The organism is Streptomyces sp. NPDC127197 (assembly GCF_042672405.1).
Lineage (GTDB): Bacteria > Actinomycetota > Actinomycetes > Streptomycetales > Streptomycetaceae > Streptomyces > Streptomyces flavusporus.
Window position 1 is genome coordinate 306,296 of sequence record NZ_JBHXVG010000002.1, and the last position, 11,425, is coordinate 317,720.

General features: G+C 71.8%; 11 protein-coding genes and 1 pseudogene. 7 read left to right on the forward strand and 5 right to left on the reverse strand.

Features of this window, described 5'->3' with window-relative positions; translation table 11 throughout:
• Window positions 1–42: 42 nt before the first annotated feature.
• From ACFVJQ_RS04075 to ACFVJQ_RS04090, 4 genes and pseudogenes are all read left to right on the forward strand, one after another.
• Window positions 43–1,548 carry an ATP-binding protein gene (locus tag ACFVJQ_RS04075; protein ID WP_385517768.1) on the forward strand — a complete coding sequence of 502 codons (1,506 nt, stop codon included), beginning with the start codon at window positions 43–45 and terminating at the stop codon, window positions 1,546–1,548.
• Window positions 1,548–2,153, forward strand: coding sequence for a hypothetical protein (locus ACFVJQ_RS04080; protein WP_385517770.1), 606 nt, complete (start codon window positions 1,548–1,550; stop codon window positions 2,151–2,153). Before ACFVJQ_RS04075 ends, ACFVJQ_RS04080 begins: the two co-directional genes overlap by 1 nt.
• Window positions 2,154–2,234: 81 nt before the next feature.
• Window positions 2,235–2,735 (forward strand): annotated as a pseudogene (locus ACFVJQ_RS04085) (VanZ family protein); the annotation flags it as partial.
• 342 nt (window positions 2,736–3,077) lie between these two features.
• Window positions 3,078–3,278, forward strand: a complete 201-nt coding sequence (locus tag ACFVJQ_RS04090; RefSeq protein WP_385263609.1) for a PspC domain-containing protein — start codon at window positions 3,078–3,080, stop codon at window positions 3,276–3,278.
• A 79-nt stretch (window positions 3,279–3,357) separates the two neighbouring features.
• On the opposite strand, the gene ACFVJQ_RS04095 is transcribed toward ACFVJQ_RS04090, so the two are convergent.
• Together ACFVJQ_RS04095 and ACFVJQ_RS04100 are read right to left on the reverse strand one after the other, a co-directional pair.
• On the reverse strand, window positions 3,358–3,714 hold the full coding sequence (locus tag ACFVJQ_RS04095) for an ATP-binding protein (RefSeq protein ID WP_385517777.1): 357 nt from the start codon (window positions 3,712–3,714) through the stop codon (window positions 3,358–3,360).
• Window positions 3,715–3,856: 142 nt separating this feature from the next.
• Window positions 3,857–5,020, reverse strand: coding sequence for an adenosine deaminase (locus ACFVJQ_RS04100; RefSeq protein ID WP_224737224.1), 1,164 nt, complete (start codon window positions 5,018–5,020; stop codon window positions 3,857–3,859).
• A gap of 113 nt (window positions 5,021–5,133) precedes the next feature.
• Between ACFVJQ_RS04100 and ACFVJQ_RS04105 the strand changes: the two genes are divergently transcribed.
• On the forward strand, window positions 5,134–5,895 hold the full coding sequence (locus ACFVJQ_RS04105; RefSeq protein WP_385517780.1) for an alpha/beta hydrolase: 762 nt from the start codon (window positions 5,134–5,136) through the stop codon (window positions 5,893–5,895).
• A 39-nt stretch (window positions 5,896–5,934) separates the two neighbouring features.
• Here ACFVJQ_RS04105 and ACFVJQ_RS04110 read toward each other — a convergent pair whose 3' ends face one another.
• Window positions 5,935–6,888: a LysR family transcriptional regulator gene (locus tag ACFVJQ_RS04110; protein ID WP_224737226.1), complete on the reverse strand. Its 954-nt coding sequence runs from the start codon at window positions 6,886–6,888 to the stop codon at window positions 5,935–5,937.
• Window positions 6,889–6,951: 63 nt separating this feature from the next.
• Here ACFVJQ_RS04110 and ACFVJQ_RS04115 point away from each other — a divergent pair, with 63 nt between their 5' ends.
• Together ACFVJQ_RS04115 and ACFVJQ_RS04120 are read left to right on the forward strand one after the other, a co-directional pair.
• A complete protein-coding gene (locus ACFVJQ_RS04115) occupies window positions 6,952–8,223 on the forward strand; it encodes an MFS transporter (RefSeq protein ID WP_385780747.1) in 1,272 nt (423 codons plus the stop codon).
• Between the two features lie 546 nt (window positions 8,224–8,769).
• Window positions 8,770–9,786, forward strand: coding sequence for a sigma-70 family RNA polymerase sigma factor (locus tag ACFVJQ_RS04120; protein WP_385517787.1), 1,017 nt, complete (start codon window positions 8,770–8,772; stop codon window positions 9,784–9,786).
• Here the strand turns inward: ACFVJQ_RS04120 and ACFVJQ_RS04125 are convergent.
• Both ACFVJQ_RS04125 and ACFVJQ_RS04130 read right to left on the reverse strand, forming a co-directional pair.
• Window positions 9,670–10,056 (reverse strand): STAS domain-containing protein, encoded by a 387-nt coding sequence (locus ACFVJQ_RS04125; RefSeq protein WP_385517790.1) that lies wholly within the window; start codon window positions 10,054–10,056, stop codon window positions 9,670–9,672. The genes ACFVJQ_RS04120 and ACFVJQ_RS04125 overlap by 117 nt on opposite strands.
• A gap of 67 nt (window positions 10,057–10,123) precedes the next feature.
• The gene (locus ACFVJQ_RS04130) at window positions 10,124–11,407 is read right to left on the reverse strand and encodes a thymidine phosphorylase (protein ID WP_385780750.1); all 1,284 of its coding nucleotides are present in this window, start codon (window positions 11,405–11,407) and stop codon (window positions 10,124–10,126) included.
• Window positions 11,408–11,425 lie beyond the last annotated feature (18 nt).

Here is an 11,425-nt window from a genome sequence, read left to right on the forward strand (position 1 = left end):
GGCCTCCGCGGCTGGGCCGCGGCACGCAAGGGAGGTCTGTCGATGCTGCGCTTCACCAGCCTGCGGCTGCGGCTGATCATCGTGTTCGGGCTGGTGGCACTGGCCGCCGCGGTGTCCGCGTCCGGGATCGCGTACTGGCTCAACCGCGAGGCCGTGCTCACCCGTGCCCAGGACGCGGTGCTGCGGGACTTCGAGCAGGAGATGGAGAACCGCGCGGGTGCGTTGCCCGAGCATCCCGGCCAGGACGAACTCCAGCGCACCGCCGGTCAGATGGCGAGCAGCAGCCAGCGTTTCAGCGTGCTGCTCGTCGCCGAGGACGCGAGCGGCAGGACGGTGTACGGCAGTTCCGGCGGCCTCAATGACGGCTTCGCGCTGGAGGACGTACCGAAGTCGCTGCGCAAGGCCGTCAACAAGCAGCAGCCGCTGACCTCGAACAACAAGTCGCCGTACCACCTGTACTGGCAGCGGGTCGTCGATGACGGCACGCCGTATCTCGTCGCGGGTACGCGGGTGATCGGGGGTGGGCCGACCGGGTACATGCTCAAGTCGCTGGAGCCGGAGGCGAAGGACCTCAACTCGCTGGCCTGGTCGCTGGGGATCGCCACCGGTCTCGCGTTGATCGGCTCGGCGCTGCTGGCGCAGGCCGCCGCCACGACCGTACTGAAGCCGGTGCACCGCCTCGGCGTGGCCGCGCGCCGGCTCGGTGAGGGCAAGCTGGACACGCGGCTCAGGGTGTCCGGAACGGATGAACTGGCCGATCTCTCAAGGACCTTCAACAACGCCGCCGATGCGCTGGAGAAGCGGGTCGCGGACATGGCCGCGCGGGACGAGGCGTCCCGGCGGTTCGTCGCCGACATGAGCCATGAGCTGCGAACCCCGCTCACCGCGATCACCGCGGTGACCGAGGTGCTGGAGGAGGAGCTGGACTCCGAGGGCGGCGGCATCGACCCGATGATCGAGCCCGCGGTGCGGCTCGTGGTGAGCGAGACGCGGCGGCTGAACGACCTGGTCGAGAACCTGATGGAAGTCACCCGCTTCGACGCGGGCACCGCCCGGCTGGTCGCGGACGACGTCGACGTCGCCGACCAGATCACCGCCTGCATCGACGCGCGGGCCTGGCTCGACGCGGTGGAGCTGGACGCCGAACGCGGCATCCACGCCCGGCTCGACCCGCGCCGACTGGACGTGATCATGGCCAACCTGATCGGCAACGCGCTCAAACACGGCGGTTCGCCGGTGCGGGTGTCCGTGCGGGAGGCGGCCGAGGAGGTCGTGATCCGGGTGCGGGACCACGGGCCCGGCATCCCCGAGGACGTCCTGCCGCATGTCTTCGACCGGTTCTACAAGGCGAGCGCCTCCCGGCCGCGTTCCGAGGGCAGCGGGCTCGGCCTGTCCATCGCCCTGGAGAACGCGCACATCCACGGCGGCGAGATCACCGCCGCCAACTCCCCCGAAGGCGGCGCGGTGTTCACGCTGCGGCTGCCGCGGGACGCCTCGGCGCTCGCGCAGGCGGCCGAGGAGGAGCGCTCGGAGAAGGGGGACGCCTGATGAAGGTGGCTGGACGTCTGCTGGCGCTTCCCCTGCTCGCGGGGCTGCTCGCCGGGTGCGGGATCCGGGCCACGGAGGTGCCGACGGACTTCGGGCCCGCGCCGTCGCGCGCGCACTGCTCCCTCACCGGGGCGGACATCACCACCCAGTCCTCGCGCGGGATGCCGGTGCAGGTGTTTCTGCTGTGCGGTTCGTCGCTGGTGCCTGTCGACCGGGCCGTGCGCGTCCCCGAGGGCGCGGCGGACTCCGAGCGGCGGGTGCCAGTGGCGCAGGGGCTGCTGGACGAGCTCGCCAAGGCGCCGTCGGCCCGGGAGAAGGAGGCCGGGTACTCCACGGACGTACGCGGCGGCATCACCGTGAGCGGTCCGGGCCCCAGGGACCCCGAGGACACGCTGCGCCTCACCACCGCCCCCGAGACGCTCACCTCGTACGCCCTCGCCCAGATCGTCTGTACGTTCTCCGACTCGGCGGCAGCCGAAGGCGACGGCTCGGTGATCCTCGGCGGCCCGAGCACCGAGGAGCCCCGCCGCTACGAGTGCACGGACGAGGTGCGCTCCCGGCCGGGCTCGGTGGAGCCGCCGTCGACGGAGGTCACGGGCGACTGAACCCGGGTGTGGCGCAGGCCTCACCCGGGTAGGGGGTGACAACCCGGAACCGATGGTGCCGAAGGCCGCGTCTTGGGGGGCGTGCAGCGTCAAGGCTCCGTGGGCGGCAGCGCCGCGATCCACATGCGTGTGACAGGGGGTGTCCTCCTGGTCGCGCACCTCGCATTCGTCGCCTGGTTCACGCTGCGTCCGCTGGATGTGCCCTGGGTGATGCCCGCCAATCTGCGTCCGCTCGCCGGTATCCGGGCCGATCTGGCACTCGGCTGGTCCGAGGCGGCGCGGAGCATCGGCGCGGGGCTCGCGCTGCTGGCACCGCTGGGCGTCCTGCTTCCGCTGGCCGGCGGGCGGTTGGCCGTGTCGCCCCTGGGGTCGCTGGTCCGTACGGTGGCCGCCGGGGCGCTGATCTCGCTGGGCATCGAACTGCTGCAGACCGGGGTGCCGGGGCAGGTCGTGGACGTCGACTCGCTGCTGCTGAACACCGCGGGCGTGGCCCTCGCCCACATCGTCGTCGTACCGGCCGGTCGCCACTGGCTGCGTCGCAGGCCGGAGTCCCCACGCCGGGCCTCCCGTAGGGGCCGGCCGACGGGCCCGGCCGGAGTCGCGGGGGCCGGCACGCCCGCCCCCGGCGGCGCTGTCGTCGGTCGCCGACTCCACCGCGCTCGGCTCCGCTCCAGTGGGGGGACCCCCGTCGCCTCGCCGTCCTCCTCCGCCTTACGGCTGGACGCTCCTCCACGCTCGAACTAGGGCCTGCCCGACGGCCCGCCCCTCCGTCAGGAGGAGCGGCTCAGGGTCGGACCCCGACGATTCCCAGGGTCGGCATCGCCCCGTAGAGCGACGCTTTGCCCGGTTCGTCTGCGTAGCGTCGTAGGCAGATGAGGCAGCCACGAGGGGAGGCCTCACACCGACGCTCACCAAGGAGCCGCCATGTCCCGCCTTGCCCGCCCCACCAGCGGCCGGATGATCGGCGGAGTGTGCGCAGCGCTGGCACGGCGCTTCGGCACCTCCGCGACCACGATGCGCGTGATCTTCCTGCTGTCCTGTCTGCTGCCCGGCCCGCAGTTCCTGCTCTACATCGCGCTGTGGATCCTGCTGCCGTCGGAGAGCAAGGCGCAGACGGCCTGGTGAAAGCCCCTCCCTCAGGGGAAGAACCGATGGGGCGCACCCGGACCAGGGTGCGCCCCATCGGCACGTACGAGGCCGGTGCTCAGCCCAGCGGGAGGCCGTTCACCGGGAGGCCCTTGGCGCCCGGACCCGTGGCCTGCACCGGCATACCGCCGAGCAGCCCGGTGACCGGCGCGGCCGCACCCGAGAGTTCCTTCTGGAAGCCCGGCTTGACGGCGTTCAGGCCCTTGCCGAGAGCGGGCTGCCCCTTCGCCAGCGCCTTGCCGGCCCCCGGCAGCGACTGAGAGACGTTCTCCGTCGGCAGCGTCCGGGTGACGGCGTCCAGGGCCTGGGTCGCATCGGGGGCGGCCGGAGCGGCGTTGGCGGCACCCGCACCGGCAGCGGCGAAGGCGGCACCGAGGGCGGCGACACCGAGGGACTTGGCAGCAGACTGCTTCATGGTGAATTGCGTCCTTGACTGACTTGAAATGGGATGACGGTGTTTGGGGAGCGGTCCATGAACGTAAACACGCGATGGCAGGCGCCGCAAACATCGAAATGCGGACGGCTTGTGAATGCCCGCCCACATCTGCCGCCCCCGATCAGCCCTTCTGGGGTGCAGATCCGCTGGTGGAGGCGGTCTGCTGGAACAGCCATTCGGACTTCAGTTCTGCATATCCGGGCTTGATCACGTCATTGATCATTGCCAGTCGTTCATCGAAAGGAATGAATGCTGACTTCATAGCATTGACCGAGAACCACTGCAGGTCGTCGAGCGTGTAACCGAATGCATCGACAAGGTGCTCGAATTCCCGGCTCATGCTGGTGTGGGACATCAACCGGTTGTCGGTGTTCACGGTCGCGCGGAAGTGCAGGCGGCGCAGCAGGCCGATGGGGTGCTCGGCGTAGGAGTTGGCCGCGCCGGTCTGGAGGTTGGAGCTGGGGCACAGCTCCAGCGGGATCCGCTTGTCGCGGACGTACGAGGCGAGCCGGCCGAGTTTGACGGAGCCGTCCTCGGCGACCTCGATGTCGTCGATGATCCGCACCCCGTGCCCGAGCCGGTCGGCACCGCACCACTGGAGGGCCTGCCAGATGGACGGCAGCCCGAAGGCCTCGCCGGCGTGGATGGTGAAGTGGTTGTTCTCGCGCTTGAGGTACTCGAAGGCGTCGAGGTGCCGGGTGGGCGGGTAGCCGGCCTCGGCGCCCGCGATGTCGAAGCCGACGACCCCCAGGTCCCGGTAGCGGTTGGCGAGTTCGGCGATCTCCAGGGCGCGGGCGGCGTGCCGCATGGCGGTGAGCAGGGCGCCGACGCGGATACGGTGGCCGTTGGCGCGGGCGATCCGTTCACCTTCCCGGAAGCCCTCGTTGACGGCCTCGACGACCTCCTCGAGGGTGAGCCCGCCCTCCAGGTGCTGCTCGGGGGCGTACCGCACCTCGGCATAGACGACGCCGTCCTCGGCGAGGTCCTCGGCGCACTCGGCAGCGACCCGGACGAGGGCTTCGCGGGTCTGCATGACGCCGACGGTGTGGGAGAAGGTCTCCAGGTACCGCTCCAGGGATCCGGAGTCGGCGGCCTCGCGGAACCAGAGGCCGAGCTTGTCGGGGTCGGACTGGGGGAGTCCCTGATAGCCCGTCTTCTGGGCGAGTTCGACGACGGTGCCGGGGCGCAGCCCGCCGTCGAGGTGGTCGTGCAGGAGAACCTTGGGCGCCCGGCGGATCTGGTCCGGGCTCGGGGTGTGCCGCATCCGGTCAGTCTGGCTCGTCATTTCCGCACTCTAACTCCTACGCGCGTAGATCGCCGGTGGTACGAAACCGTCGATACGTAACGGTGACCGTGCGGACGGGTGGTGTACACCGGCACTTCTGACACTGTTCTGTCATGGCACAGGAAGTGACGCCGGTCCGCGCGCCCCGGCTGGGGCGGGCGCTCGGTCCGGAACCGACGGCGGTGAACGGGGTGGTGCTGCTGCTCCCCGGCGGCGACGAGGTCTCCGCCCGCCGGCCGTCCCCCCTGCTCGCGGCCGCATCCGTACGGGGGCTGGGGCGCCGCCTGGTGCGCGCCGGCCACGACGAGGGCCTGGTCGCGCACGTCGTGCACTACCGCTACCGCGGCTGGAACGGCAACGAGGCCCATCTGGCCCACGACGCCTCCTGGGCGGCCGACGAAGCGGTACGGCGCTACGGCGACGTCCCGGTCTGCCTGGCCGGCATCGACATGGGCGGGCGGGCCGCGCTGCACGCGGGTGGCCACGAGGCCGTCAACTCCGTGCTGGCGCTCGCCCCTTGGCTGCCGGAGGACGATGTCGCGGCACCACCCGAACCGGTGAAACAGCTCGTCGGCCGGCAGGTGCTGATCGTGCACGGCACCAACGACGAGCGCACCGACCCCGAGCTGTCCTTCCGGTACGCGGCCCGCGTGAAGAAGGTGAACCGGGACGTCTGCCGCTTCGAAGTCCACTCCGACCGGCACGGGTTGCACCAGCACCGCGACGAGGTGCTGGCCCTCGCCGAGGACTTCGTCATGGGTGCGCTGTTCGGACACGCCCTCTCCCGCCCCGTCCAGGACGCGCTCGCCGCACCGCCGCCGCTGGGGCTGCGGATGCCGCTGGCCGCGGGGTTCGGCCGGTCGCTGCGGCGGTAGGATCCGTCCGCCTGCATCGCCTGAGGGTGACAGGACGGCTCAGTCGGGCAGCAGATGCCCGCGTCGTGACAGCAGGAACTTCTTGAACGCCGCCACCGGGGGCGTGTCCGGGCGGCCGTCCAGCCAGGCGACGCCGATCTCGCGCGCCGCGCGCGGGGCGGTGACCGTCAGCTCGACGACGCCTGGACGCGGCACCGCCGGCGGCGGCAGCAGCGCGACCCCGAGACCGGCGGCGACGAGCCCCCTCAGTGTCTCCGCCTCCTCGCCCTCGAAGGCGATCCGCGGCTTGAAACCGGCCTCCTGGCACAGGTCGTCGGTGATCCGGCGCATGCCGTAGCCGGGTTCCAGGGTCACGAACATCTCCTCGGCGGCCTCGGCGAGCCGGATCCGCCGACGGCCGGCGAGACGGTGGTCGGCCGGGACGACGAGGCGCAGCTTCTGTTCGTCGAGGCGGCGGGCGACCAGGTCGGGGGCGTCCGGGACGGGCGAGGTCAGACACAGGTCCAGCTCCCCCGCGCGCAGCCGCTCCAGCATCGCCTCGCCGTAGTTCTGGACGAGGCTGAAGCGGACCCCCGGATGGTCGGCCCGGAAGGCGTGCAGCAGGCCGGGCACGGTCTCGGCGCCCATGGTGTGCAGAAACCCGAACGCGACCTTCCCGGTGGCCGGGTCGGCGTCGGCGCGCACCTCCTCGGCGGCCCGCTCGATCTCGGCGAGGGCGCGTTCGACGGAGGCGAGGAAGGTCCGGCCGGCGGTCGTCAGCGACACGGTCCGGCCGCGCCGGGCGAACAGGTCGACGCCCAGGTCCTGTTCCAGGCGCACCATGGCGCGCGAGAGGGTCGACTGAGGGACGTTCATCTCCTGCGCGGCCCGGGTGACGTGCTCGGTGCGGGCGACTCCCGCGAAGTGAGCCAGGCGCGGCGCGAGCAGCGCAACGATGTCTTCTGTGTCACTGCTTGGTGACAGGCGCGCCTGTGACCTCTGCTGATGCTTCATGGGAACGATTATGGCAATTCCATGCATTGGACGGATGAATGGTCGGGTCCTTAGGTTCGAGGCATGAACCCCGCCGATACCGGGGCGTCCACGATCGTGGGCGCCGCTGCCACTGTTCCTGCCGTTCCTGCCGCCGATTCCCGTATGGCCCCCGGCGGGCCCGGCTACCGGCGGATGAGCCTCGCCCTCTTCCTCGCGGGCGTCGCGACCTTCGCGCTCCTCTACTCCACGCAGGCTCTGCTCCCCCTGATGTCGGGGGACTTCGGCGTGACCGCGAGCGAGGCCAGTTGGACGGTGGCAGCCTCGACCGGCGCTCTGGCGCTGTTCGTCCTCCCGATGAGCGCCCTGTCGGAGCGCTTCGGACGGCGTACGGTCATGACCGCGTCGCTGGCGGTCGCGGTGACGGTCGCCCTGCTGGTCCCCTTCGCTCCCTCAATGGGCGCGCTGGTGGTACTGCGGGCGGTGCAGGGCGCGGCACTGGCCGGGCTGCCGGCGTCGGCGACCGCATATCTCGCGGAGGAGGTCCGGCCCAGGGCCCTGGTCACCGCGATCGGGCTGTTCGTCGCGGGCAACAGCGTCGGCGGGATGAGCGGCCGGGTCATCACCGGCTGGGTGGCGCAGGAGTGGGGCTGGCGGGTCGCGCTCGGCGCCCTCGGAGTGGTCGCCGTGGCCTGCGCGATCGCCTTCCGCCTCCTGCTCCCGACCCCGAAGCACTTCACGCCGGGCTCGCTGCGCCCGCGCGTCCTGGCCGGCACGGTCCGCGCCCACCTCGCCGACCCGCTGCTGCGCCGCCTGTACGCGATCGGCGCCCTGTTCATGACGGTCTTCGGCGGCGTGTACACGGTGATCGGCTACCGCCTGACCGAGGACCCGTTCTCGCTCCCCCAGGGCATCGTGGGCTCGATCTTCCTGGTCTACCTGGTCGGTACGGTGTCGGCGTCGGCCGCGGGCCGGCTGGTCGGCCGACTGGGCCGCCGGGGCGCGCTCTACCTGGCGGGCGGCACCACGGCGACGGGCCTGCTGCTGTCCCTGGCGGGATCGCTGCCGCTGGTCCTGCTGGGTCTGGTCCTGATCACCGGCGGCTTCTTCGCGGGGCACGCGGCGGCGTCCTCGGCGGTCAGCAAGACGGCGACACATGGCCGCGCCCAGGCCTCGGCGCTGTACCAGTCCGCCTACTACATCGGCTCCAGCGCGGGCAGCACGGTGGGGGCCATGGCCTTCCACGCGGGCGGCTGGGCCGGGACCGTTGGGGTCGGGCTGCTGGCGGTGCTGGGGGTTGTGGGCATCACGGTGCTGGGCTCGCGGGCGGCTCGGGTGGCTGCGCGGGTGGCGTAGGCGGGGATGCCTGCGGCGGCCTGCGCGGGTGGTGCGTGGTTGCTGTCGCGCCTTGTGCCGGGGTGGGTCGGGGCCGCGCCGGGGGGTGTCCGTCCTCGGTCTGCCGGGCTGTTTCTTGTCGGGGTGCCGGGCGTTCACGGCAGCCGCTGCGGGCGGACACCCCCCGACACGTCCCCTTCCCGCCGTGCGCGACTGCGGGACCGCGTCTGCACGTCAGGCCGCGGCAGTCGTGCCTCCCCAGTGCCTTAAGGGCCTGGGGGACCCCAGGGCGGCAGGGGTGGGCGCGGGCGGCGCCTCTCCACTCCGTCAGGCCGCGGGCAGTCGTGCCGCTGGGGCGGCACGGGTGGGCGCGGGCGGCGCCCCGTAAGCACCGGGCTGCGCGACCCGCCCCCTGGCCCAGCGCAACGCCGTGCATCTCCCCATCCACCCCATCTGACCTGCTCCTTTTCCCACTCCGGGGGCCATTGTCAGTGGCCTGCTGTAGCTTCCGAAGTGCTGGGCGCAAAGACGCGTACGGACAGGAACGGCCACAGGGGTGGGTGGACCATGAGCAACGGCACGGCGACGACAACGGACCTCGACGCCACACTGGAAAAGCACCGAGTCGAGCTGACCGGCTACTGCTACCGCATGCTCGGCTCCTCCTTCGAGGCCGAGGACGCGGTGCAGGACACCCTGGTCCGTGCCTGGCGCAGCTTCGACAAGTTCGAGGGGCGCTCCAGCATCCGCTCCTGGCTGTACCGGATCGCGACGAACGTCTGTCTGGACATGCTGAACGCGGGCAACAAGCGGGCCAGGCCGATGGATCTCTCCGAGTCGACGCCGCTCGCCCAGGCGGCTCTGTCCCCCCGCCCCGACCACACCTGGCTGGAGCCGATGCCGGACGCCCGCGTGCTGCCCACGACCGACGACCCGGCCGAGGCGGCCGTCGCCAAGGAGTCGGTGCGCCTCGCCTTCATGGCTGCCCTGCAGCAGCTGCCGCCCAAGCAGCGGGCGGTGCTGATCCTGCGCGAGGTGCTGGCCTGGAAGGCGAGCGAGGTCGCCGAGCTCCTCGGCACGTCGGTCGCGTCGGTCAACAGCGCCCTGCAGCGGGCCCGCGCGACCCTCGCGGAGCGGGAGGACAAGGGCGCCGAGGCGGCGGTCTCCGACCCCTTGGACGAGGAGCAGCAGAAGCTCCTGGAGCGGTATGTCGCGGCCTTCGAGGGCTACGACATGACGGCACTCACGGCCCTTCTCCACGAGGACGCCATCATGACGATGCCGCCGTTCGACCTGTGGCTGCGCGGCCCGGCGGACATCACCGGCTTCATGACCACCCTCGGCTCCGCCTGCGCCCACTCACGCCTGCGGCCCGTCCAGGTCAACGGCCTGCCGGGCTTCGCCCACTACAAGCCGGATCCGGAGTCGGGCGGCTTCGTCCCGTGGGCGGTGCAGGTGCTGGAGATCTCAGACGGCCGGATCACCGGGTTCCACTGTTTCCTCGACACCAAGCGCTGGTTCCCGCTGTTCGGGCTGCCCCTCCATCTCGAAGCGGAGGCCGACCAGGTCGAGGAGGGCGTGTAGGGCCGGATCGGGATCCCGCAGCCGGATCCGGCCCCCGGCCCGCTTGGCCGCCAGCTCCAGCCGCGCCAGCAGATCCACGGCGGCCAGGCCCGGCGGCCCGAGCCCCCCGACGTCACACACCACGACCGAGGCCCCACTGGCCTCCAACAATCCCCGCACGTCCTCGCACAGCCCTGTCACCTCATCCCGGGTGACGGGGCCGGCCAGCACGATTTCGGCGGGGGTCATGGCATCCACGAGCGGTAGACCGACGGGACGGCCATAACTCATCGGGGGATCACGGCCGGTGCCGCCGCACCGATCCCGTCCGAAGGAGCCGTGCCGCCGGCGGCACGGCTCAGGCGATGCGCTCCAGTACCACCGGCGACGCCGTGAAGTCCGTGCCCGGCGCCGCGATGTCGTAGGACCCCTCGACTGCCTCCAGCGCGTACGCGAACCGCTCCGGCGTGTCCGTGTGGAGCGTGAGCAGCGGCTGGCCCTCCCTCACCGTGTCGCCCGGCTTGGCGTGCAGCTCGACGCCCGCGGCGGCCTGCACCGGGTCCTCCTTGCGGGCGCGGCCGGCGCCCAGGCGCCACGCGGCGATGCCGATGTCGTAGGCGTCGAGGCGGGTCAGGACACCCGACGTCGCCGCCTTCACCACGTGCTGTTCCTTCGACGTGGGCAGCGGGGCGTCCGGGTCGCCGCCCTGGGCCGCGATCATGCGGCGCCAGACGTCCATCGCGGAGCCGTCGGCCAGTGCCTTCGCCGGGTCGGCATCGCGGACGCCCGCCGCGTCGAGCATCTCGCGGGCCAGGGCCAGCGTCAGCTCCACCACGTCGGAAGGCCCGCCGCCCGCCAGGACCTCGACCGACTCGCGGACCTCCAGCGCGTTGCCCGCCGTCAGGCCGAGCGGCGTCGACATGTCCGTCAGGAGCGCGACCGTCTTCACGCCGTGGTCGGTGCCGAGGCCCACCATCGTGGACGCCAGCTCGCGCGCGTCGTCCAGCGTCTTCATGAAGGCGCCGGTGCCCACCTTGACGTCCAGGACCAGCGAGCCCGTACCCTCCGCGATCTTCTTCGACATGATCGACGAGGCGATCAGCGGGATCGCCTCCACCGTGCCGGTCACGTCGCGCAGTGCGTACAGCTTCTTGTCCGCCGGGGCCAGTCCGTCGCCCGCCGCGCAGATCACGGCGCCGACGCCGTCCAGGACCGACAGCATCTCCTCGTTGGAGAGCAGGGCCCGCCAGCCGGGGATCGACTCCAGCTTGTCCAGCGTGCCGCCCGTGTGACCGAGGCCCCGGCCCGACAGCTGCGGGACGGCCGCGCCGCACGCCGCCACCAGCGGGGCCAGCGGGAGGGTGATCTTGTCGCCGACGCCGCCCGTCGAGTGCTTGTCCGCCGTCGGGCGGGACAGCGACGAGAAGTCCATGCGCTCGCCGGAGGCGATCATCGCGGCAGTCCAGCGGGCGATCTCCCGCCGGTTCATCCCGTTGAGCAGGATGGCCATCGCGAGGGCCGACATCTGCTCGTCGGCGACCTCGCCGCGCGTGTACGCGTCGATGACCCAGTCGATCTGCTCGTCGCTGAGCTCACCGCGGTCCCGCTTGGTGCGGATGACGGAGATGACGTCCATGGCCATGGCTGGCTTTCCTTCCGG